The organism is Burkholderia sp. 28_3 (assembly GCF_003253915.1).
Lineage (GTDB): Bacteria > Pseudomonadota > Gammaproteobacteria > Burkholderiales > Burkholderiaceae > Burkholderia > Burkholderia cenocepacia.
Window position 1 is genome coordinate 286,568 of the sequence record NZ_QKZF01000008.1, and the last position, 24,223, is coordinate 310,790.

The window sequence follows — 24,223 nt, forward strand, 5'->3', positions numbered from 1 at the left end:
TGCGCATCAGCCGACGTTGATCGACTGCCCGACATGCAGCACGTTCGGCGCCGACGCCAGGCCCGGATTCAGCTGCAGGATCTCGTTCAGCGCGCGCGCATCCTGCTGGTCGCGCGTCATCGCGTTGCGGTCGTGCTGCGACACGTGCGCGGCGTCGAGCAGCGACTGGCGATGCGCGTCGGCGATCACCCACAGCGAATCGCCGGCCACGACGATGGTCGGCTGCGCGGCCGACGACGGCGGCGCGGCGGGCTGAGCGGGCGCCGTCGTGCCGGTCCCGGGTGGTTGCGTTGCGGTAGTGCCCGGCGCGAGGCCGGCCGTCGGCGCGCCGGCGGTCGGTTGCGGCGGCTGATGTGATGGCGACGGCGATGCCGGCGTCGACTGCGGCTTGTGCGGCGACGAGCCCGAGCCGCCCGACGGCGGGCCGAAGAACAGGTTCTGCAATTGCGTGAAGCCCCAGATTCCGATCGGCACGAGGATCAGCGCGGTCGGGTATTTCCTGACCCAGCGCGTCGCGTTCGGGAAATGCGTGTTCAGCCGCGCGCCGAGCAGCATCAACGTCGACGTCGCGGCCGTTGCCGCGAGCCCGTAGTGACCTTTGTCGTATTGCGCGATCGAGCCCGCGACGCCGCTCGCGACGCCGACGAAATCCGACGTCGAGTCGATCAGGCGCACGACGCGGCTGCGCTTGTCCGCGTTCACGCGGTGCGCGCTCACCGCATAGACGAGGCCTGAATACGTCGCGGCGAGCGCCGCGCTCGCGGTCGTCAGCGCGCCCGCGACGGTCGGCGTGGTCATCAGCCCGTGCACGCCGACGGCGATCGTCCCCGAATAGCCGACGATCGCGCTGCCGCGTCCGACGAGGCCGAGCAGCCGGCGGGAATTGCCGTGATGCAGTTGCGCGAGCGACGTGCCGCCGACCATGCCCTGCATGTTCGCGAGCAGGTCGACCGACAGTTCCCTGATCTGCGCGGCCGCATCGTCGAAGCCGATGAGCCCCTGGCGATGCATGTCGACCAGGTGGGTCGCCTTCACGCGGGTTTCGTTCGTCAGCAGGTCGAGCTGTTGGAGCCGCGCCGGGTTGTAGCCGTGTACCGGCGCGGTCAGCTGCTGCGCAAGCGAGCGCTGCAGGCGGTCGAGCACGTCGTGCACCGCGCGCGGATCGCCGCTCTGCAGGCTCTGCACCGCGCCCTGGTGCATCGCGCCGAACACGCGGCCCGCACGCGCGCCGACGAACAGTGCGGTGTTCGCGTGGGTCAGCGCATCCGAACTCATCACGGTCATGCCGTTGAACACGTTCAGCGCGACGAGCGAGCTGGCGCCGGCCACCGTGCCGCCGAATCCCAGCGACCACGCCCAGTCGCGCTTGCCGAACGACGGGCGGTGGACGCGCAGCGCATTGAGCTGCGCGAGCGCGGCTTCCTGCGGGTTGCCGAGCTGGTGGCTCGGCTGTGCGGCGATGTCGCGGTTCACGAGGACGGGCTTGGTCTCGTCGATCGCGAGCTTCGGATCGGCGGCCACCGCGCGCCAGAACGCGGTGCTCGATGCATTCGGGTTCGCATGCGCACCGATCTTGCGTTCGGTAGCGGGCCGGCCGTACTGGTTCAGCCAGCGCTTGCCGGCATCGCGCGCGCGCAGCTCGGCCCGGTTGGCGGGTGCGGTGCTGTTCCAGTAGTTCTCCTGCGCATAAGTGATCGTCGCCTGCCGTGCGCGGTCCATCAGCGCGGTCGTATGGCCTTCGTACAGGTCGGCGCGCAATTGCGCGAGCTCGTCGGGTGTCATCTTGTTCGCGAGGCCGACGCGTTCGACTTCGGCGAACAGCACCTGATGCTGGTTCGCGAGCGTTTGCGCGCCGACCCGTTCGAACACGCGCGTGAGCGCATCGGCGCCGTGCAGGCGCGCGAGTTTGTCGGGTGCATGCAGCTTGTAGTCGACGAGCGTGCGGGCGAGGGCGGCGGTCAGATCCTGATTCGCGACGAAGTCCGAGCCATGCGTCGCATACGACAGCCCGAGATGAACCCAGTCGAGTTCCTTGCGGTCGAGCACGGCCTCGACGAGCTTCAGGTGGCCGTCGCCGGGCGCCGGTTCGAGCACGGCGTCCCAGCCGTGGAACGTCACCATCACATGCGGCGCGGTTTTGCCGGTGTGCTGCCGCGCCCACGTTTCGAGCGCGTCGAACGTGCGCACGTAGTCGTGGTACGCATCGTTGGTGCCGGCCAGCGTGCGCTGGTCCTCGGCCGACACGAGCGCGCGCGACGGCGCGGTTTCGAGGCGCAGCACGAAGCCGCCTTCGGACGCCGCATCGAGCCATTTGAACAGGTGGTCGAGGTCGTCGAGTTCGAGATGGCGACCTGTGCCGTCGATGTCGATCCGCGCGTTCGCTTCGTCGAACTGCGCGTTGTCGAGCTTGCCGAGTTCGCGCACGCGACGGATGAACGCGGGGTCGTGTTTCCGGCCGAGCGCGGCGGCCAGCGAATACGGATCGACCGCGACCGATACGACCGGCATCGCCCCGCCATAGCGCTTCACGAGCGCGAGCATTTCGGCGGGGTCGTCGCGCAACGTGAAGCCGCGCGCCATCAGCGCGAGGCGATCCTGGAGCTCGGCCTTCGCGCGGGCATAGGCCTGCAACGCGTGCCGGTCTGCGGCGCGTGCGATCGACAGATAGGTGATCGCGCGCTTCGCATGGCGCGACACCAGGTTCGCCGCATGGTCGGGTCGCGACAGCGGGCCGCGCCACGGCATGCTCGACGCGTCGCGCGCGAGCCGCAACGGGATGCCGAGCGCCTTCATCATCACGCTGTCGGCCATCATGACCTGGCGTGTCGCGCCGAGGTCGAGCGGCTCGCCGGTGCGGCCCGCGAACGCCTTCACGCGCTCGTGCTCCGGGAACCAGTCGTCGAGCTTCGCCTTGCCGAAGCGGAGGATCCATTCGGCGACCGTCGCGCTCGTCAGGCCCGGCTGATAGGTCTTGATGCTGAACGGCTTGCCGGCCGGCGCGGCGTGCGGCGCCGGTGACGCGGCCGGTGCGGGCGCCGCCGGCGCGTTCCGGCTGCCTTTCTTGCCCTTGCCGCGCGCAGCCTTGTTCGGTTTCGCTGGCGGATTGGCGGACGCCGTGCCGGACGCGGGATCGCCGGCAAGTGTGGCCTGCTGGTGCTTCGCGGCCGCCAGTTCGGCCGCGATGCGGCGCCGCAGTTCGCCGAACGGCGCGGACGATTCCGCGGCGGCCTTCTGCAACTGCTTGTCGAGTTCCGCTTGTTTCAGCGCATAGGCCGCGACCTGCGTTGGCTTCGTGCGTGCATCGAATTCCGCCGGGTCGAGCCGCGTCACGAGAAAGTGCCGGTCCGAGCCGTCCGGACCGCCGCCGATCTTGGTCCTGTCGAGATCGATGCCGGGCTTGCGCTCGTCGGCGAAATGCGCGGCATCGTCGAACCATTGCAACGTGCCGTCGCGGGTCGCGAGGAGGCCGTCAGGCTGATGCAGCGTGTCGATCAGCGCGCCTTCCGTGCCGTAGACGTAGATGAAGTATTCCGGGCCGACCTGGCCGAGATCGATCACGCGCCGCAGGTGCAGCGTGTTCGCGCCGTTGAAATCGTGCACGTCGTCAGCCGATTTCGGCAGCAGGTTCGGCGCGACCCACGGGTTGGCGAGCGACGTCGCGCCGGCCGGCGGCTTGCCTCTCGACTGAAGCTTGCCGAGCCGGCGCTGCACGCGGTCGCTCGTTTTCATCGACGGCGGCTTTTGCTCGGCGATCGGCAACGCCCGCTCGGCCGGAGCGAAGCCGCCATAGCGGGACACCGCCGATTCCGGCAGCGACGACGGGACGAACACGACGCCGCGCCGTCCGTCGGGCAGGCCGCGGGCGCGGCGGCGGAATGCGGCGCCAAGATCCTGTTCGGCGATCGATGCATCGCCAACCGAGGTTTTCTCGTGATACGCCCAGCCGCTGCCGCCTTGCTTGGGCACGGCGTAGCCGAGCACCTTGCCGGTTTTCCGGTCGACCGCGAAGATCGTCGTGCTGTCGTCGGCGACCTTCGCGGCCGCCTTGGGCCGCTTGAATTGCGGCGCGCCGGCGAGTTTGCCGATCTGCTCGACGACCTCCTGCGCAGGCGCGTCGCCGGAAGGCTCGGCATTCCATACGCGTTTCGAGTCGACGGCTTCGATCTTCGCCGCGCCGCCGAATTGCCGCAGCTCGTCGAGCGACACCGGCGACAGGTAGAAGTCGAATTGCGCACGCGCTTCATGCGGCGTCGCGCTGCCGCTGCGCTTGCGCGGACGCGTGCCCGGATAGAGCGCGTCGCGCAAGTCGTGCGACGGCGCGCCGCCCGGATCGGTCGATTCGACCTGACCGGGCTGGCCATGCGCATCGGTCGTCAGGCTCGCGACGAATTCGGGTTGCGGATGCGTGCCGTCGTCCGCCGGCCGGTCGGCGTGCTTCGCGATCAGCACGTGGGCGTTGGGGCCCGCGTATTGCGCGAGGTCGCGGATGTCGGCCAGTTGCGTGCCGTCGATGCGCTTCAGATCGCGCTTGCCGTGCGCGTCGAGCCAGTCGGCCGCGCGGGCCTCGGGCGCGAGCACGGGGGCGGCCGGCAGGAACGACGACGGGTCCATCGGCCACATCATCATCGACGGCATCGTCCGCGGCATGGCGCCGGCTCGCCCGGCCTCGCCGTCGCGCAGCGCCTGCTCGGCCTGCGTGCGGTACAGCGCCCGATAGACGGGGTTGCCGGGCAGCGACGTCTGCACGTTGCCGAACGCGTCGGCGAGGCGCGCGAGGCCGGCCGCGTCGCCCGGCATCACATGGTCGGATTCGCGCGCGATCGCGTCGGGCAGTACCGCGTGCTCGGCGATGTCGATGCCGGTCGATTCGAGGATCTGCTTGCGCACCGCGAACGCGTTGGCCTGCGCGCGCGCCTCGGCGCGCAGCGCGCTTTCCGCGTATGCGTCGGGGCTGCTGGTGTCGAGGTCGAGCCGGTTCGTCGCCACGTCGACCGCATGACCGAGCTCGTGGGCGAGCACGTAGACGATCGTGCCGGCGTTGCGCAGGCCGCCGTCGATCACGATCCGGCGCTGTTCGGCATCGACCTTGCTGCCGGCGCCCGCGCGGCCCTGCACGATCTGCCAGCGGCCGGGGTTCAGCAGCCGCAGTTGCGCGGCGAGCAGGCTCGACTGGTCGGCCAGCGCGTACGCGGCGTCGGGTAGCGGCGCGCCGCCGAACCACGTCCGGATCCGCGTGAAGCGCGACGGTTTCTGCACGAACGCGCCGTCCGGCAGCGATTCGCTGATCAGCGGGTGCGCGAGTTCGACGTGGCCGCTGGCGATGCCGCGTTCGAGCGGCTGGATGACGGCGTCGATCATCCCGGGCGTGCGGTTGGTTGCCGGGTCCGGATGCGGGATCAGGACGGACGGGTCGCTGAAGTGGAACTCGCCGTTCGCATCGAACAGGCCCTCGAAATCGAACGACAGGCCGTGCCGCGCGGCCAGCTCGCGCATCGCGACGAGCTGGCGCATCGATTCGCGCGTCACGCGCTTCGGCAGGATGCCGTGCATCACGTCGAGGCTGCCGAGTTCGGCCAGCGGGCTGTACAGCACCGCGACGCGCCCGTGGTACGTGAACGGCCCGTCGACCGTGACCGTGCGCATGCCGAGCTGCGTCAACTGCTCGAGCCCGCGCTTTTCGTGGGCGAGCATCGTGCGGGCCTTGTCGCCGCTGGCGTCGAACACGCCGATCGCGTTGCGCTTGCCGAGTTCGAATACCGCCTTCGCGGTGCCCGCGCCGAGGAACGGGCCGAGCAGCGCATCGGGATCGACGCGCCGCGACGGATCGCCGGCGACGTGCAGCCCGTGTTCGTCGACGGCGAGCGCGCCCGCGTCGATCCGTTCGCGCGGCGACGGCGTGTAGCGCGTCCATGCGCGTGGGCCGCCGAACCGCATGCGCTGCGTCCCCTCGCCGCGCGGTTCGCCGAGCGTGCGGACCGTGCCGCTGTCGGGCACGTAGATCGTGCGTTGCCACAGGTTCGCGAGCCACGCGGCGTGTGCGGCCCCGCCTTCGCCCGCGAGCACGATGGGGGCGCCGGCCCGGGCGGGCGTGAACGCATGGCGATGGTCGATCGAATAGTCGACCGGCGTGGCGGGGTTGCCACGTGCGTCCAGCAGGCCGCCGGCTGCGTCGGTTCGCGCATGGACGAGCGTCAGCGGTTCGCCGTTCGCATAGGACACCGGACCGTGGCGCGAGAAGGACAGTGTCGGCGAGCCGCCGCCGAACCAGCGGCGCGGAAACGGCGATGCACGGTCCGCGTGCGCGTGGCTCCACTGCGCCTGTTCGTCGAGCGTGCGCGGCAGCCGTGCGCCGCCGCTGCCGCCGGACGATTCGGCCGTGTGCGGCGCGGGCATGCGCAGCGCTGCGTTGCCCGGCTGCTGCTGGCGGTCCCATGTGCTGCCGTAGAACGCACGGTAGTGTTCGCCGTCGCGGCCGGATACGGGGGCATTGCCGAATGCGTCGGCGAGGCGCGCGAGGCCGGCGTCGTCGCCCGGCATCACGTGATCGGCTTCGCGCGCGATCGCATCGGGCAGCACCGCGTGCTCGGCGATGTCGACGCCGGTCGATTCGAGGATCTGCTTGCGCACCGCGAACGCGTTGGCCTGCGCGCGCGCTTCGGCGAGCAGCGTGCTTTGCACGTACGCTTCCGGGCTGCTGGTATCGACGCCGAGCCGGTCGTTCGACACGTCGGCCGCGTGGCCGGCTTCGTGCGCGAGCGTGTAGACGAGCGTGCCGGTGCCGCGCAGGCCACCGTCGACCACGATCCGGCGCTGCTCGACGTCGGTGCGGCTGCCGCGTCCCGCGCGGCCCCACACGACCTGCCAGCCATCCGATTTCAGCAGGCGCAACTGGTCGGCAAGCAGGCTCGATTGGCCGGCGAGCGCATAGGCGGCGTCGGGCAGCGGCGCGCCGCCGAACCACATCCGGATCCGCGTGAAGCGCGACGGCTTCTGGACGAACGCGCCGTCCGGCAGCGATTCGCTGATCGCCGGATGCGCGAGCGCGATGCTGCCGGTGCGGATGCCGCGTTCGAGCGGCGCGATCACGGTGTCGATTTCCTCGAGCGTGGCGTCGATTTCCTCGCGGTCATCGGTGCGGAATATCGTGGCCGGGTCGCTGAAGTAGAACTCGCCGCGCGCGTCGACCACCCCCTGAAAATCGAACACCAGGCCATCGCGCTCGACGATTTCGCGCATCGCGGCAAGCTGTTGCATCGAGTCGTGCGTGATACGTGACGGCAACGCGCCGAGCGAGATGGCACGGCTGCTGAGTTCGGCGAGCGGATGGTATAGGATCCCGATCCGGTTGCCGACCGAGAACGGGCCGTCGATGGTCAGCGTGCGCATGCCGTAGCGGCGCAGCAGGTCGAGCCCGGTGCGTTCGGTGTCGAGCGCGTCGTAATGATTCTCGAGCTGGCCGTCGCGCGGCCTCGATGGATCGACGTCGTACAGGCCGATCGCGTTGCGCTTGCCGAGTTCGAACACGCTCTTTTCGATGCCGGCGCCGAGGAACGGGCCGATCAGCGCTTGCGGGTCCAGTCGCCGTGACGGATCGCCCGCGACGTAGAGGCCGTGCGCGTCGACGGCCAGTTCGCCGTAGTCGATCCGCTCGCGCGGCGACGGCGCATAGCGGGTCCACGTGGGGGCGTGGTCGAATCGCGCCTCGGGCCGCTGGCTGCCCGGGTTGCGCATGGCCGCGTCGAACGCGCGGATCGTGCCGCCGTCCGGCACGTAGACCGGCCGTTGCCAGGTGTTCGTGAGCCATGCCGCGGCCGCGTGTCCGTCGTCGGCCGCGAGGACCAGCGCGCGGCCGGTGCCGGCGCTGGTCGACGTGCCGGCGAGGAAGTGCGCGATCGAAAACGGCACGTGCTGCGCGGGGCGGCCGTGTGCGTCGAGCAGTTGGCCCGTGGCGTCGGTTCGGCCGCGAATGATCGTCACCGGTTCCTCGGTTCCCGACGACGTGCGTTCGTCCAGCATCCGCAGTGTCATCTGCCGCGGCTCGTGACGCCCGCGTTCGGCGAACGGCGAGATCGTTTCCGCATGCGCGACGCTCCACCGCACCTGTTCCTCGAGCGTGCGCGGCAGGTGCGCGCCACCGGTCCCTTCGGTCGTGTGCGGCGCCGGCATCCGGCGCGGGGCGCCGCCGTGGCGCTTCTGCTTGTCCCAGATGCCGTCGTAAAACGCCTGGTACGTCTCGCCGCGGCGGCCCGACACCGGCGCATCGGCGAACGCGTCGGCGAGCCGCTCGACCGTGCCCGCATAGTCGCTCGATGGCGACCAGCGGTCGGCCTCGTGCTGCAGCGCATCGGGCAGCGTCGTGTTCGCCGCGATGTCGCCGCCGCCCGCGAGATCGATCTCGTAGCGCGCTTCGAACGCGTTGATCTGGGCGCGCGCTTCGGCTTCGAGCGCCTTGCGCGTGAAGCGGCTGCGGCCGCTGTAGTCGAGCGAATCCAGTGTGCCGTCGATCGCCTCGACCGCATGCTTCGCCTCGTGCGCGAGCGTATAGGTGATGCTGCCCGAATCGTGCAGCGCGCCGTCGATCGTCACGCGGCGCCGCTTCGGATCGATCCGGCTGCCGCCGCCGCGCTTGCCGAGGCTCACGCGCCAGCCGGCGTCGCTCAGCATCCGCAACTGCTGCGTGAGCGTGCCCGATTGCTGCGCGAGCGCGTGGACCGCGTCCGGCAGCGGCGCGCCGCCGAAGCGCATCTGCAGCCGCGTGAACAGGCCCGGGCCGGCAAGCGACGGGTCCGCCGGCGCTTCGGTGGTGTCCGGGTGGGCGGCGGCCGGGAGCGCGTGGTCCTGGGTTCGTGCGTCCCGGGCCGGCTTGGGCGCGGCTGCCTCGCGTGCATCGTTCGCCGCTTGCGTGGGGGCGCGTTCGGCCGGCTTGACGAGCACGAGGATGCGGTTGGGCGCGCTGAATGCGCCGTCCAGCGCACGCGCCGCGCGCGCGGGCGGCTGCGGCACGGCGGCATGCGTGTCGGGGTCGGCGACGTTGCGCCGGGTCGACGCGAGCACGACGACGGTGTCGTCGTTCACGGGGCGTGGCGCGCGGCGCGCGGCGGGCGCGTCCGGATCCGCCGCAGGCGCGTCGGCTTCGACGACGCCCGCCGCGTCGGCGTGGGCCGCCTGCGCGTTCGTGCCGACGACGCGGCCGCCGGCCGCCGCGGCGTCGGGGGCGGGCAGGTAGCGCGTCAGCGGCGCATCGGCGCGCAGCGTGCCGTCGGCGTGCAGGGCATCCGGCGCGGCCGCGAATACCGGCCGCTGCCAGCGGTTCGCGAGTTCGGGGGCGACGTGCGCGTCCGCGGCATCGGCGATGACGACGATCGGTTCCGCGACGTCGGCGGGCAGCTCGCCCGCCGCGCGCGGCCGCGCGGCGTCGGGCCGGGCGGCCGCCGGGTCCTCGCCGTTGCGCACGATCAAGAGCGTGTGCTCGCCATGGTCGAGCGCCTCGACCGACGGGCCGCGCGGTACCGACACGCCGGCCGGGTCGCGCGTCGCGGGCCGGGAGGCCGGTTCGGCGTCGGTCAGGTCGATCACGCGGACCGGCGTGCGCGGCGCGACGCTGGCCGGTTCCTCGAGCGCGCCCGCGCCGGGTGCGCCGGGCGTCCGCGCGACGGCCGGATCGTGCGCCGCGCGCAGGTCGCTGCTGCGGCGATTCTGCGCGGCGACATGCGAATCGGACGCGCGCGTTTCCTGCTGGTTCTCGTCGCGCGCGGCCTGCGCTTCGCTCGTGTGCTGCGCGTTGCGTGCGCTGGCGGCCGTCGTCGCGGTGGCCGTGTCGTTCGCTGCGGTGGCGCGCGCCGCGGCTTCGTTGGCGGGCGTGGTGCGCGGCGCGCTGTCGGCCGGCGGCGTGTCGTTGCTTGCCGGTTGCCGCGGGTCGTTGCGCGACGGGACGGGCGTTTTCGCGACGAGCTTCGACGGCGCGTTGATTTCGCCGTCGCTGCCGAACGACAGCCGGTCGCCCGTCTCCGTGACCGAATCGATCTTCGTGCCTTCGGTCCAGGTCTTGCCGGTCAGCTCGACGATGCTCAGTTCGCCGTTCTCGCCGAGGATCACCGACGTCCCGCGCGGCAGGTGGTTCAGGTCCTTGTTGTTGAGCGAGTCGAGCACGCGCACGGGCATGTTGTCGTAGGTGAGCACCTTGTCGCCCGCCATCAGCGTGCCGTCTTTCGCGACCTTGATGTCGACGCCGTCGAGCGACGCGCGCGTCGCGCCGAACGCGAGTTGCGACGGCTCGTTCCTGCTCAGGATCTTCTGCAGTTGCTGTCCGTCGATCGAGATGCGCTCGCCGCCTGCCGAGCGGGCGACCACCGGCCGGCCGGTGACGCGCACCGTCGCGTTGACCACGCGGTCCCGCACGCCGCCCGCGCCCATCAGCGCGACGTTCGTGAAGCCGGACTTGAGCGCGTCCCAGCCGTGCTCGCGGTCCCCGTGCGCGAAGTCGACAGCGGCTTCGACGAAGCTTTCGCCGGCGGCGCCGAGGCCGGTGGCGAGCGAGGTGCCGCGCACGATCGCGGTGCTGATTCGCGCGGCCCTCGCCGAGCGCAGCGCGGTGACCGTCCTGGCGAAGACTTCCGAGCCCGCGAATTTCGCCGCGCCGGCCGCGCCCATCGGTACGAGGTTGAGCCAGTCGCCGCGCGCGCCGGCGTCGGTGAACGGATTGATGCTCTGGTTGTGTTCCCAGCGCGAGCCGATATCGAGCGCGGATTTCGTCATGCTCGAGCCGATCGCCGTATCCATCATCAGCCCGCCCGCGAAGTTCAGCGCGCCGCCGGCGAACACGCCGACGCCCGTTGCGTCGAGCAGCACGCCGGCGCCTTCCATCAGCAGCCCGAGGCCCATCATCCCGAGGTTCACCTTGCCGCCGGTCAGCGTGTTCAGCGCGCTGTCGAACCAGTCATCGTGATGCGCGCTCTTCTGCTGGAACTGCGCGTGCCCGTTGTCGTCGTAGCCGGTCACGAGATCGAGCGTGCCGCTCGACGCAAGCTGGTTGTTGTCGAGGTAGTCGCCGATGTTGTCGTAATTCGCCGACGTGTCGTCGACGTACTGGACGTGGCCCTTGCTGTCGGTGACCTTGAAGAGCGCGCTCGTTACCATCCCGGCCGTCTTGTCCGAGTAGATCAGCGGCAGGATGTTGACCTGCGTGCCGCTGCCGCCGCCGAGCTCGAGGATTTCGCCGCGCACCTTGTTGATCGTGTCGAGCTTTTCGTTGTCGGTGTAGCGCACCGAGTCGTCGTTGACCGGCGCGGTGGGCGTGCCCGTGTCCGCCGACGGCTGCACGTCGGGCGGGAGGCCGATCGCGGTGCCGATCAGGTTGCGCTGCTCGTTGTCGGTCAGCTTGCCGAAATCGATCGTCGCGGCCTTGTTCGTGCTCGCGCCCGCCTGGTCGAGCAGCGATTGCGACAGCTCGCCCTGGTGCGCGCGGAAGAAGCCGTCGAGCGCCTTCGAATAGGCATCCTTGTCGTCCTGGCTCTGCGGGTTGCGCAGGTTCTCGGCGAGGCTCGCATCGAACTGGTCGAGCAGCACCTGCTGACGCGACATCTCGGTCAGCAACTGCAGCTTGTTGATGGTCGCGTCGGCCTGCTGCAGGTTGTTGCGCGCCTCGTCGAGCCGATCCTGGTACGGATTCGGCCGCCGCGGCGTGGGCATCGGGATCTCGTCGCCGTTCACCTCGCGCACGCGCACCGGCGTCGGGTGGTTCGCGTACCAGTCGTCGTAGGTTTTCTGCATGTCCGCGAGCTTGCCCTTCAGCACGCCTTCCTGCGTCTTCGCGTTCGCCAGCTGGAATTTCGCGGCCGCGTCGTTGAACGTGTTGGACAGGCGGCCGTCGGCCGCGCGCAGCGCGCCCGCGACGACATGGAGCTTTTTCGCGTCGAGGGCGGTCTGGCCGGTCGCGGTGGTCGGCACGGACGTGTTCGAGCCGGGCGGCTGCAGCACGAACGACGGATTCGTGAACAGCGTCGTGGGCGGGAGCGACGTCGATAGCGCGGCGGGCGGCGCCGACGTGCTCAACGACGACGACGGTGTCGGCGTCTGGGTCGTCGACGGCGCCGCGGAACTCGCGGTGCTCGATGGGCTCGGCAGCGACGTGCTGAGCGACGGCGACGGCTGCGCCGACGGGGACGGCGGCGTCGTGGACGGCGGTGGATTCGTCGACAGCGTCGGTGTCGGGTTCTGCAGCACGAACGGCACCTTCGGCTTGAGCTGCGCATCGATCTGCGCGCCGGCGTCGTCATACTGCTGCGCGAGCGTCTGGCCGTACGCGACGACGAATCCGTCGTGCGCGAGGCTGGCCTTCTGCTTCGCCTGTGCGAGCGCATCGGACGCGGCGGCGAGGTCGGTGTCGACGGTCGGATGCGGGTCCAGCGAGCGCGGATTCGCGATATGCCAGTCGTCGGATGCCGATTTCGCGGTGTCGTACTTGGTCTGCAAGTCGTCGACGGTCAACTGCGCGCCGAGCATCTGCATGTAGCTGCCGCTCGTGTTCGCCTGCGTCGTCGCGCGATCGAGCGCGGCCTTGTCGTCTTTCGTCGCGCCGGGCGTCGAGCCGATCAGGCACGCGCTGTCGGCGTCGTATTTCTGCTGCAACGTCGTGACCTGCTGCGCGTCGAGCGATGCCGCATAGGCCGCGTTCGAGTAATTGGCGATCTTCGCGGCCTGCGCGATATTGGCCTGCACCGCGTTCATGTCGACGTTGCCGTTCGCGTCGGCGGGCGGCGGATCGGGCAGGTCGACCTGCAATTGCAGCGGCTCGAGCGCATCGTTCAGCTTGCCGACGCCGGTATCGATCGCATCCTTGTAGGCAGGGTCGGCCATGTACGACTGGAATTGCGTATAGGCGAGATTCGCGTTGCTGACGTCCGCCCAGTACTTCGCCTGCGCCGTGACCGCGGTCGACGTCGCCGACTGCCAGTCGTCGTAGGCCTGGACCTGGGCGGGCGTCTTGCAATCGCCCTGCTGCGGGATGAAGTTCGGATTCGCCTTGGTCTGGTCGGGAAACAGTTTCTGCAGCGCGGCGAGCTTCGCATCGGCCTGCTGCTGCGCCGGCCCCTCGATTTTGTCGTTGCTCGGGTCGGCGCTGTACTGGTCGGCTTTCGCCTGTTCGCCGTACAGGATCCGGTAGCCGGCGTCGGTCGTGACGTCGAGTTCGCGTTGCGCGGTGGCGGCCGCGTCGTGCGCCTTCGTGTAGTTGTCGCGCGCGGCCTTGCGCTCGTCGGGTGTCGCTTCGGGGTCGCGGTTCGTCATCCGCAGCACGCCCTGCGCGCCTTGCAGCGTGTGTTGCGCGTCGTCGTACCTGGTCTGCGCGTCCTGGATCACGCGCTGGACGGCTTGCGTCGTGTCGTTGTCGACGGTGATCTCGGGCGGCGCGACGCGATACTGGTCGGCCATGTTCCGGAGCAGCGCGGTGGCCGACGCGATTTCGGCATTGGTCGGCTTGGACGGATCGGTGCCGAGGTCGGCCTGCACGGGAATCGGCGGCACGGTGGTCGGGTTCACCGGGTTGGCCGGGCCGTTGTTCGGGCCGTCGTTGGACGTACCGTCCGTATTGCGCGGCGGTTTCGGGGCGAGGTCGGGATCCAGCGTTTGCGACAGGAAACGCTGCCAGTTCAACCCCAAACCCATTCCATCGATGGACAACATGCAAGGCTCCCGTCAGGCGCGGCCGTACGCAGGGTGCACGCCGCCAGCGCCGCATGGCGCGATTTCGAGTGTACGGAAGCGGTTGGGGCAGGCACGGGGGCGATTCGTAGCGTGCGACGAGGGCGAGACGAACGGTCCAGGGATCGCTACGAGAAGCGATCATGCACCGATAGTGCACGGGACCCGACGCGGGGCGATGAGGCGGTTTGCGCATCGATTCGGGCGAGGGCGTGTGTTACAGCTGGCTTTCGGTGGTGGATGCTGTCTTACCGTTTGCTTTCCGTCTTTATGATCAGGTATGCGAAGTAATGGGCGGTGGTTTGGGGGGAGTCGTGCTGTCTGCCCGGAACCGGGCGAGAGAGCGCAGCGACACGAGTGCGTCGAATCGATATCGGTGGGAGAGGGAACAGGAACCGATACAGCGGGTGATTCGCTTTCGCGGCGGCGGCCAATAGCTGGCCACTATCTGGCTAGGTCGCGTCGACCTCTGGTGGGCCGCGGTCGGCTTGCTGGAGCATGCGGTCGACGTGTAATTCGCCGAGTGCTATGTCACACCGAGGAAGGACAACGCACCGGCCGGGGAAGCGGCGCGCTTCCTTCATTCCGTTCGGTCACCGTTGGGAAATTGTTACGTGACAACTTCAGATCATCATGGACCGACGACTTTATATACTGAATATGAACCCCGCCTCACCGAGGCGAATCTTCGATTCGCATACCCCGAAATACCGGCCTGCCAGCGCAGTCGTCCGCTCCGCCACTCGACGATCCGTAAGCATTCGGCAAAACGCCTATAATGATTGGGCAAATTGCCGGAGAGAGCTCATGAGCACCATCGCTTTTCATCCTTCGGGCGTCGCTCATCCGCGGCAGGCCGAATTCACGATTCTCGAGCAGCTGCTGGCGATCCGCGTCCGTTCGGGCGCCGATCTGGCCGAGCTGGCGAGCGCGCGCGTCGACGTGTCGGTGATCGACCGGCTGTCCGAGCGCGGGCTGAAATCGGACGAGCTGGCGTTCATCATTCCGCGCCGCACGCTGAGCCATCGTCGCCAGGCGCACGAACGCCTGTCGCCGGAAGAGTCCGACAAGGCGATCCGCCTCGCGCGCATCGTCGCGCAGGCGACGGCCACGTTCGGCGATCAGGACAAGGCGATGGCGTGGCTGCGCAACGGGCTCCAGCGCTTCGGCGGCCGCACGTCGCTCGACATGGCGAGCACCGAGCATGGCGCGCGGCTCGTCGAAGAGGCCCTCACGCAGATCGACGAGGGGTACTTCGCTTGACGACGCTGTGGCGGATCAGCAATTACGCCGATCTGAAAGGCATCGGCGGGTTGCGGGCCGGCGGCCGCTGGCATTTCGCCGGGCAACCCGTCGTGTATCTCGCCGAGCATCCGGCGCTCGCGTTGCTCGAGACGCTCGTTCACTTCGAAATCGCCACCGTCGCGCAATTGCCGAGCGCGTACCAGTTGCTGCGTATCGAGGTGCCCGATTCGGTGGACGTCGCCGAAATCGCCGAAGGCGATGCGCCGGACGACTGGCGAACGAACGTCGACTGGACGCGTAGCGCCGGCACTGAGTGGCTGCACACGCAGCCGAGCGCGCTGCTGCGCGTGCCGAGCGTCGTCGTGCCGCACGCCCACAACTTCCTGTTGAATCCGCTGCATCCGGCCGCGTCCGACATCCGCATCGCGGAAGTGATGCAATCACCGTACGACACGCGAATTCTGCGGCTGGTCCAGTCGAAGCCGGGCGAATAGCGAGCCGGCGGAACAACGTTCGCGCCGGCGGCGCGCGATCAGCGTTCGTGGGCAGCGCGATCCGCGGCCGCATCGGGCGGCAGCGTCTGCCGGATACGCGTGACCGTTCGCATGCTGGCGAGGCCGAGCATCGCCGTGACGTCGGCATGTGCGTGACCGGCGAGCAACTGGCGGCGCGCATAGGTATTGCGCAGCACGCGCGGGCTCATGTCCGCTGCGCGAAAGGCGATCGCGTTCAGCGCATCGCGTACGACGAGCAGCAGGAACATGTCGTTCATGGCCCCCCCGCGCGGCGCGGGAAACAGCAGCACCGACGGCGGCGCGTCGGTCGAGCGCGCGCGCCATGCGGCGAGCGGCGCCACCGCGAACGCGGCGAGTTCGATCCGGCGCGCCGGCCGCGCACGATCGCGCGGCACCGACAACACCGGCGGTTGCGCATCGAGTTCGGGCGCGTCGGCTGTCGCCGCACGAATTTCCGCCGACGTGATGCCGCTCGCTAGCAGCAGCGCGACGATCGCGCGATTGCGGCAGTCGGCCGGCGTGTCGTCCGCTCGAGGCTGCACATGGCGCTGCAGCGCCGCGTCGGCATCGGGCGGCAGGTAGCACGGCTCGGGCTCGCCGTCCGGCCAGGCGAGATCGCGCGTCGACCGGCCGGCCGGGTGGACCGTCCGCACGCCGGTGTCGACCAGATGCCGGCCGAGCCGGTCGATCAGCTTCGCATAGCGCACGCGCGTCGACGTGCCGGGCGCGCAGGTACGGTCGAGTTCCGCGAGGAAGGCCGCGACGTGGTCGGGCCCGAACGTGGCGAGCGACACGCGCTGCGCACTCAGGTGGCGCAGGAATCGCTCGAACATCGCGACATGCTGCACGACCGAGCGCGGCGCGAACGGCCGGCGGCCGGCGCCGGTCGCGGCGGTTTCCTGCCAGACGCGAAACGCGCCGACGGGGTCGTGGATCCAGCGATTCGTGTCCATCTCCGCTTTATAGCCGGACGCGGTGACGCCGGCAATCGTCCCGATGTCCGGTCGGCCGGCACGCGACGCAACGGGCGCGTCAGTGCGCGTGACGCGTGTCGTCGATGCCGTCGTTGTTCATCGTCAGGTAGACGAGCACGAGCAGCAGCGTGATGAAGAACCGGAACGCGTCCGGCACGCCGTTCCATTGCTTCGACATCCACATCCCGAACCATTCGCCGCCGACCGACATGAACGCGACCTGCCACGTGAGGAAGCCGAGCGTCAGGCCGGCGATCGCATGGCCCTTGGCCGCGCGGAATTCCGCATCGCCGGCGCGTCGCGCGCGCAGCAGCCGTGCGCCGCCGATCCAGCACAGCACGGCCGTGAGCGTTTCCATCGAAATGATGCCGATATAGCCGGCGTGATGGACCCACGGCGTGCCGATCGCGCGATACATGATCCCGTTGCCCGGGAAGGTGGTATCCATCAGGAAGACGTGGTGCACGAACGCGAAATTCGTCGCGTAGTCGGTGATGTTGCCGAATGCGACGAGCGACGCGAAAAAGGCCATGGCCAGCACCATGGCTGCCTTGGAAAGACGAATGATCATCATGGACTCCGAAGTGAACGGGCAGGCACGAGCGTGACCGCGCGGCTATGTGCTGGCGTTCAGGGGCGGTACCTGCGTTAAGCGTGTCCGGCGAAGCCGGTCGAAGAGCGTGCGCGTGCACGGCGGCGCGGAGATCGGGACTGGAAAACCTGAAGCCGGTGCGGCGTCGAGGAGACGCACGCGCCGGCTGGATCGAGTGCCCGCGCCAGGAGGGAGCGGCGATTGTCGGTCGATCCGCGGGCGTCGTCAAGCGGCGCGCCGCGTGTGCGTGCCGCTGCCGTTATGCGTCGTGCGAAGGCGCCGCAGCCGCACCCGCGTGTGCCTGCCCGTTCAGCCGCGCGAGCGCGGCGAACGCCAGTTGCGTCGCGATCGCCGCGAGCGTGCCGGCCGCCATGCCGTTGCCGAGCACGATCTGCACGGGTGCGCCGAAATGGCGATACAGGTTCGGCACGAGGATCGGTGCGAGGCCGACCACCAGTGCGGCGGCGAGCGTGTACTGGTTTGCGCGCGCGTGCAGGTCGACGCTCGCGAGCAGCCGGATGCCCATCACGCCGATCATCGCGAATACGACCAGCGCGGTGCCGCCGACCACGGCGGCCGGAATCGCATACGCGAGCCGCGCGAGCGGCGCGAACAGCGCGATGACGATCAGCATCGCGCCGGCGGCGGCCGTCACGTAGCGCGAGCGCACGCCGGTCGTCTGCACGACGCCGATGTTCTCGGCGCTGGTCACGATCAGCGGCGTGCCGAACAGCGCGCCGGCCAGCGACGCGAGCGCATCGCCGCGTATCGTCTTCGGCACGTCGCGCCGGAGCGCAATCGGCTTGCCGCACGTTTCGCCGACGGCGACCGTCTGCGCGGTGGCCTCGGCCATCGAGATCGCGGTGAAAATCAGCAGCGGCAGCGCGGCCAGCACGTCGAAACGCGGCATGCCGAACGGCAGCCACACCGGATGCGTGAAGAGCGGCCCGTGCCACACGTCGGCGAGCGCGGGCATCGCGCCGAGCGCCCAGCCGAGCGTCGCGCCGGCCATCAGCCCGATCAGCACCGCGAGGCGCCCGGCCGTGCCGCGGAACGCGCCCGCGACGACGACGGTGGCAACGATCGTCGCGAGCGCGAGACCGAGCGCGCGCGGCTGCGCGAAATCGGCCGAACCGGGCTGCCCGACGACGATCGTCGCGTAGATCCGGATCAGGTTGATCGACACGAGCAGCAGCATCGCGCCGACGACGATGCGCGGAAAGAGCCGCAGGCAGCGCGTGAAGACGGGCAACAGCACCCAGTAGAACGCGCTGGCGAGCAGCGCCGCGCCAGCCGCGGTCGGCAGGCCCGATTGCGCGGCGATGCCCGCGAACAGCATCGTCGGTGCGCCGCCGGGCACCATCACGAACGGCATGCGCGCGCCGATCGGGCCGGCGCCGAGCGATTGCAGCAGCGTGCCGATGCCGCACGCGAAGAACGTCGCGCCGATCAGCTGGACCGTCAGGTCGGCCGGCAGCGCGAGTACTTTCGCGATCAGGAAGACGGCCGTGATCGGCGATGCGGCCATCGACAGCACGTGCTGCAGCCCGAACAGCGCGAGCTGCCACGCGGGCAGCCGGGCATCGACGGGCGGGGAAATCGGATCGTGCGACACGGCAGGCCCCTCGAAAACGAACGGCGACGATCGCCGGAAACCGGCGGTGAACGAAGGCTCAGGTCCGTAGCCAGGGCAACTGCGCGGCGCTGTAGCGGAACGTCTGGAACACGCTGTTCAACTGGCCGGGGCCGGTCTTGCGCGCCGCTTCGTCCGGGTATTCGGCGAACCACGGGATCACGTATTCCCAGACGACCTCGCCGGCCGGCGTCACTTCGAACAGCCGGCCCGTGGACGATTCGGTGACGTGCGTGTTGCCGTTCGGCAAGCGCTGCGCGTTGCCCATGAACGGCGTGTAGAACAGGTTCACGACGTCGTCCGCATACGACCACACGACGCGCCGCGTCGCCGGATCGATTTCCACGACGCGCGAGAACACGACGTGCGCACCGTGACGGAAATTGCCGTTGTCGAACGCGAGGATGTTGCCGTTCGGAAGCGGCACCGGCGCATGCTGGTGCGATACGACGTCGGGACCGATGTGCAGGTCGACGCGACCGGTTGCGCGGTTCACGCCGATGATCCCCGACGTCGTGCGCAGGCTCATCAGCACGCGGCCGTCCGCATCGACCGCGAGACCGTTGACGAGCGGCCAGTGATAGCGGCCGAAGCCTGCCGCGATCGGAAAGTCCTCCGGCCGCAGATGGTCGCGTGCGCGCCATTCCCAGACGATCTGGCCGGCGCGGTTCACTTCCCGGATCACGTCCGCAAACATCACCTCGTCGTCGCCGTGCGCGGTGCCGCCCGGCACGCGCCGCGCGAAGGCCGCGTCGACCGGTTCGCACGCCGCATACAGCAGGTTGCCGTTCGGCAGCCACTGCGCGTCGTGGTGATGCGCGGGGTCCTCGTAGCGCCACACCGTTTCGCCTTGCGGCGTGACCTCGTAGAAGTCGCCGCCGTGCCACATCGACCACGGTGCGTAGCGCGATTCGGAGTGAGGATGATTGCCGTTGTAGCCGAGGTTGCCGTTCGGGAGGATGACCGCATGGCGGCCGGGGCGCACGGGCATCTTCCACTGGTGGACGACCTCGCCGTCGATGCCGACGAGATAGACGTTGCCGTCGGCGGTCTGCGGCGCGATGAGCGTATAGCCGCCTGCGGACAGCGCGGGATCGTGGGCGATGAGGCCGACGCCGCGGCGGCGCTGGGTGATCTGGTCGACGGTCGTCACTGCGGTCTCCATTCGAATCGGATACGGGGATGCAGCGGAATCTAGACGATTCGTCCGGTCAGTAAAATCGGATTATTCTTGACGGCCTGTTCGGAAAAATCTAACGGACTCCACATGCGTTCGATATCGCAGACATTCCGCTGTTTCGACGAAGTCGCGCGGCGCGGCTCGCTTCGCAAGGCAGCCGATGCGCTGCACCTGACCGCCGCGGCGGTACACCAGCAGATCCGCAATCTCGAGGAGCAGGTCGGCGTGCCGCTGTTCGACCGGCTGCCGCGCGGCATGCAGCTGACGCTCGCCGGCGAGATCGTGATCGCGGCCGTGCGGCGCGGCCAGCGCGATTTCGACAACGCGCTGACGCAGGTCGAGGACCTGCGCGCGTTGCGGCGCGGCCACGTGAATCTCGCGGTGCCCGCGTCGACCGCGGAAAAGCTCGTGCCCGACGCGATCCTTGCCGCGATGCAGCGTTACCCGGGCGTCACGTACAGCGTGCGCTCCGGAAACGGCGAGAGCATCGTGCGCTGGGTCGAGACGGGCGAGGTCGACATCGGTTATGCGCTGCGCCGGCGTACCGCGCCGGGCGTCGTCGAGGTGCGCGCGTTTGCGCAGCCGCTGGGTGTCGTCACGGCGCCCGGTCATCCACTGGCGTCGACGGGTGGCAAGGTGCGCATGCGCGACTGCTTCGCGCATCCGCTGATCCTGATGACGCCCGACACGGAGCTGCGCGCGATGTTCGACCAGATCGATGCGCGGCAGCCGCGCAACGTACGGCCGCTGGTCGAAACCGGGTCGGTGTCGATGGTGCGGCGTCTCGCGGCCGAAGGCGCCGGCGTCGGCTTCCTGATCGCGGAAAACGTCGCGGACGACGTGGCCGCCGGCCGGCTCGCCTGGACGCCGCTGGCCGATGCGGGCGCGCGCTCGTTCAGTTGCATCTACCAGCGGGCGGACATGAGCGCGACCGTCGCGATGACGATGTTTCTCGAGTTCTTTTCCGAGGCGATCGACGCGATGGAGCACGGCTTCGCACGCAGCGGCCCGTCGAGCGGCACGCGTCGCCGGGCGAAAAGATAACGACGTCGCGCGGCGAGCCGCATCGGCGTATCGAAACGCGATGCAGTGCAACAGGTGAACCCGCATGCCGGTTCGGTGACGTTGCGCACACAACGTCCGGTTGCACTACGCCATTTCCTTATTGCGGAAAAAATTTTGTTCATGGGACCATCGAACGCGTTGCCCGTGCACCGAGGGGGTTGCAGGCAACAGGATGTCCATCGCAACGATCGACGAGAACATCGGCAGACAATGAACAGAACAGCGATTTTTCCGTATGCGTCCGCGTTGCTCGCGGCCGCCCTGTTGACCGCCTGCGGCGGCGACGTCGAGAACGAGGCGGGCCGCACGACCGCACCTTCCACCGATGCGAGCTGCCTCGCGGTCGACAACAGCGGCGCGACGGTCGTGGTGGGCTCGAACCAGCCGGGCGACCCGTCGCTGCCGGAAGCGTCGTCGGGCTATCGCACCGGGATGAAGCCCGTCCATGCGAAAACGTACCTGGTCGCCACGTCGAACGCGTACGCGAGCGCGGCCGGTTGCGCGGTGCTGAAGAAGGGCGGCACGGCCGCCGACGCGGCGGTCGCCGTGCAGGCCGTGCTCGGCCTGACGGTGCCCGAGGCGACGGGCCTCGGGTCGGGCGGCGTATTGCTCTACTACGATGCGCGCGGCAAGACGCTGCAGGCGTACGACGGCCGCGAAACCGCGCCGGCCGCCGCGACCGAGAACTACCTGCGCTACGTCGACGACGCCACCGATCATTCGGCGCCGCTGCCGAACGCGCGCGCGAGCGGCCGCTCGATCGGCACGATCGGCGTGCCGCGGCTCATCGAGGCGCTGCAACAGGATCATGGCCGCCTGCCGTGGCAGAGCCTGTTCGGCGACGCGATCACGCTCGCGACCAACGGTTTCCCGATCGGCGGCCGGCTGGCCGACGCGATCGCGGCGAACGCCGCGAACCTGAAGCGCGATCCCGAAGCCGCCGCGTATTTCCTGAACGCCGACGGGTCGCCGAAGACGCTCGGCACCGTACTGAAGAACCCCGCGTATGCGCGCACGCTGTCGCTGATGGCGCAGTCGGGCGCGAATGCGCTGTACACGGGGCAGATCGCGCAGGACATCGTCGCGAAGATCGCGGTGACGAAGGGCGCGGACGGCTCGACGCTCACGCCGGGCAAGACGACCGTCGCGGATCTCGCCGCCTATCAGGCGAAGCGCCGCGACCCGGTGTGCACGACCTATCGCAGCTACTGGGTGTGCGGGATGCCGCCGCCGTCGTCGGGCGGCATCGCGGTCGCGTCGGCGCTCGGCATTCTCGAGAACTTCGACCTGAAGTCGCTGAAGCCGACGGCGATCGATCTCGAAGGCGGCAAGCCGACCGTCGCGGGCGTCCACCTCGTCACCGAGGCCGAACGGCTCGCCTATGCGGACCGCGACAAGTACGTGGCCGATACCGACTTCGTGCCGCTGCCGGGCGGCACGTGGGACACGCTGCTGAACAAGCCGTACCTGAAATCGCGTGCGGCGCTGATCGACACGACCAAGAGCATGGGCACCGCGCAGCCCGGCAATCTCGGTGCGGTGCCGCTCGGCGTCGACACGACGCTGATCGAGCACGGCACGAACCAGTTCACGATCGTGGACGGCGACGGCAACGTGCTGAGCGCGACGACGACGGTCGAGTCGAGCATGGGCTCGTTCCACATGACCAACGGCTTCCTGCTGAACAACCAGTTGACCGATTTCTCCGCGAACCCGCTCGACACGTCCGGCAATCCGGTGGCCAACCGCCTGCAGCCGGGCAAGCGGCCGCGCAGCTCGATGGCGCCGACGATCGTGTTCGGGCAGGCCGCCGACGGCTCGCGCGGCGACTTCGTGATGGCGACCGGTTCGCCGGGCGGCGGCACGATTCCGCAATATGTGGTCAAGACGCTGGTCGGCGCGCTCGACTGGGGGCTCGATGCGCAGCAGTCGGCGGGCCTCGTCGACTTCGGCGCGAGCAACAGCCCGACGACCACGGTCGGCGGCGAACATCCGAACGTCAACGCGGCGAACAACGGCGCGAACGATCCGCTGATCACGGGGCTGCTCGCGCTCGGGCACAAGGTGTCGACGTCCGCGCAGGCGAGCGGCGTCAACACCGTGATGCGCGTGACGGTCGGCCAGTCGCCGGCGTTGCAGGGCGGCACCGATCCGCGTCGCGAAGGCGTCGTGCTCGGCGATACGTTCCGGCCGTAACCGGGTGGAATGCGCACGGCCCCGGTCCGCTTGTCGGCGACCGGGGCCGTGCGTCATGACGAGGCTGCATCGACGACCGGGCGTCACTCGTCCTTCGGGATGCAGATAAAAGCGGCCGGCTCGTCAGCCGGCCGTTGCGTGGATCGGCTTTCCCGATACCTGGCGATCGGGCAGGTCGTCGCCGTGACGCAGCCGGTCGTCCCGGCTCGCGGTTCACACCCGCCCGTCGTCAAATACGGCGTTCACCCGCCGCAAGCTCCCGATTGTCAAACAGTGTGAGTCAATCGTCAGCATTTGCAACGGAAGTAACAGTCCCCGCAATTCAATCGTTTTGCGCGTCGGCGCCGCTACATTAGCTCCACCTGCCGCATGTCGCGGCGAGGCATGCGACAAGCCGCACGAAGGCGGCCCGCAGCAACAACGTCTTTGGGGAGAATGACCATGAACAAGATTCGTACGATTCTGCTGGGTGCCGCTCTGACGGCGATGGCGACTTCGGCTGCATTTGCACAGACCGCCCAGACCGGCGCCCAGGGCTCCGCAGGTGTCGGCGCCCAGGTCCAGACGCCGCTGCTCGGCGGCGGCGTGGGCGTGCAGGCGGGCGCCGGCGCGAATGCGGCAGGCTCGGGTTCGGGCGCGGGCAACGTCGTCGGCGGCGCGCTGAACGGCGTCGGCAAGACGGTCGGCGGCGTGGGCTCGGCAGCCGGCACGGCAGTGGGCGGCGCGACGCAGGCGGTCGGTTCGGCGGCCGGCGCGACGAAGGATGCGGCGGCATCGGCCGTGCATGCGACGAAGTCGCACGTGAAGCACGTCGCAGGTTCGACGAAGAGCCATGCGCAAGGCGCGGTGTCGACCGCGGGCGATGTCGCGGGCGGCGCGAAGGCGAAGGCCGGCGAGGCGCTCGAAGGCGCGACGAACGCGGTGCAGGGCGGCGCGTCGGTCGGCGTGAAGGGTTCGGCGTCGGCGCAAGGCGGCGCGCTGTAATAAACAGCACGCATCCCGCCACGGCCCGGTCCGCTTCGATGCGGGCTGAACTGACCCCACGAAGTTGGACGGTTAAAAGCTAAGCGGCCAAGGGCTGAGTCCTGTATTGCACGGGACTCAGCCCATTTAATTTCAGCTTGA

General features: G+C 69.4%; 10 protein-coding genes. 5 read left to right on the top strand and 5 right to left on the bottom strand.

Annotated features, from left to right (window positions below):
* Positions 1-6: 6 nt before the first annotated feature.
* Positions 7-13,680 carry an LWXIA domain-containing protein gene (locus DFS13_RS19755; protein ID WP_111442024.1) on the bottom strand — a complete coding sequence of 4,558 codons (13,674 nt, stop codon included), beginning with the start codon at positions 13,678-13,680 and terminating at the stop codon, positions 7-9.
* Positions 13,681-14,505: 825 nt separating this feature from the next.
* Here DFS13_RS19755 and DFS13_RS19765 point away from each other — a divergent pair.
* On the top strand, positions 14,506-14,961 hold the full coding sequence (locus DFS13_RS19765; RefSeq protein ID WP_006480981.1) for an antitoxin Xre/MbcA/ParS toxin-binding domain-containing protein: 456 nt from the start codon (positions 14,506-14,508) through the stop codon (positions 14,959-14,961).
* Positions 14,958-15,437 (top strand): RES family NAD+ phosphorylase, encoded by a 480-nt coding sequence (locus DFS13_RS19770; RefSeq protein WP_006497823.1) that lies wholly within the window; start codon positions 14,958-14,960, stop codon positions 15,435-15,437. Before DFS13_RS19765 ends, DFS13_RS19770 begins: the two co-directional genes overlap by 4 nt.
* 38 nt (positions 15,438-15,475) lie before the next feature.
* Here DFS13_RS19770 and DFS13_RS19775 read toward each other — a convergent pair whose 3' ends face one another.
* The 4 genes from DFS13_RS19775 to DFS13_RS19790 form a co-directional block, all read right to left on the bottom strand.
* A complete protein-coding gene (locus DFS13_RS19775; RefSeq protein ID WP_111442026.1) occupies positions 15,476-16,411 on the bottom strand; it encodes a tyrosine-type recombinase/integrase in 936 nt (311 codons plus the stop codon).
* Between the two features lie 79 nt (positions 16,412-16,490).
* On the bottom strand, positions 16,491-17,003 hold the full coding sequence (locus tag DFS13_RS19780) for a DUF2165 family protein (RefSeq protein WP_058903976.1): 513 nt from the start codon (positions 17,001-17,003) through the stop codon (positions 16,491-16,493).
* A 280-nt stretch (positions 17,004-17,283) separates the two neighbouring features.
* Positions 17,284-18,639: a uracil-xanthine permease family protein gene (locus DFS13_RS19785; RefSeq protein WP_006483692.1), complete on the bottom strand. Its 1,356-nt coding sequence runs from the start codon at positions 18,637-18,639 to the stop codon at positions 17,284-17,286.
* A 58-nt stretch (positions 18,640-18,697) separates the two neighbouring features.
* Complete coding sequence (locus DFS13_RS19790; protein WP_111442027.1) at positions 18,698-19,822, bottom strand: aryl-sulfate sulfotransferase; 1,125 nt, start codon at positions 19,820-19,822, stop codon at positions 18,698-18,700.
* 102 nt (positions 19,823-19,924) lie between these two features.
* Here DFS13_RS19790 and DFS13_RS19795 point away from each other — a divergent pair, with 102 nt between their 5' ends.
* From DFS13_RS19795 to DFS13_RS19805, 3 genes are all read left to right on the top strand, one after another.
* The gene (locus tag DFS13_RS19795) at positions 19,925-20,881 is read left to right on the top strand and encodes a LysR family transcriptional regulator (protein WP_006497819.1); all 957 of its coding nucleotides are present in this window, start codon (positions 19,925-19,927) and stop codon (positions 20,879-20,881) included.
* Between the two features lie 231 nt (positions 20,882-21,112).
* Positions 21,113-23,098 carry a gamma-glutamyltransferase family protein gene (locus DFS13_RS19800; protein WP_034203784.1) on the top strand — a complete coding sequence of 662 codons (1,986 nt, stop codon included), beginning with the start codon at positions 21,113-21,115 and terminating at the stop codon, positions 23,096-23,098.
* A 441-nt stretch (positions 23,099-23,539) separates the two neighbouring features.
* Positions 23,540-24,082 (top strand): hypothetical protein, encoded by a 543-nt coding sequence (locus DFS13_RS19805; RefSeq protein ID WP_006497816.1) that lies wholly within the window; start codon positions 23,540-23,542, stop codon positions 24,080-24,082.
* Positions 24,083-24,223 lie beyond the last annotated feature (141 nt).

Coding starts and splice junctions, on each gene's coding strand:
- DFS13_RS19780 (WP_058903976.1), bottom strand. CDS start 17,003: ATGATCATTCGTCTTTCCAAGGCAGCCATGGTGCTGGCCATGGCCTTT.
- DFS13_RS19805 (WP_006497816.1), top strand. CDS start 23,540: ATGAACAAGATTCGTACGATTCTGCTGGGTGCCGCTCTGACGGCGATG.
- DFS13_RS19755 (WP_111442024.1), bottom strand. CDS start 13,680: ATGTTGTCCATCGATGGAATGGGTTTGGGGTTGAACTGGCAGCGTTTC.
- DFS13_RS19795 (WP_006497819.1), top strand. CDS start 19,925: ATGCGTTCGATATCGCAGACATTCCGCTGTTTCGACGAAGTCGCGCGG.
- DFS13_RS19765 (WP_006480981.1), top strand. CDS start 14,506: ATGAGCACCATCGCTTTTCATCCTTCGGGCGTCGCTCATCCGCGGCAG.
- DFS13_RS19790 (WP_111442027.1), bottom strand. CDS start 19,822: ATGGAGACCGCAGTGACGACCGTCGACCAGATCACCCAGCGCCGCCGC.
- DFS13_RS19775 (WP_111442026.1), bottom strand. CDS start 16,411: ATGGACACGAATCGCTGGATCCACGACCCCGTCGGCGCGTTTCGCGTC.
- DFS13_RS19800 (WP_034203784.1), top strand. CDS start 21,113: ATGAACAGAACAGCGATTTTTCCGTATGCGTCCGCGTTGCTCGCGGCC.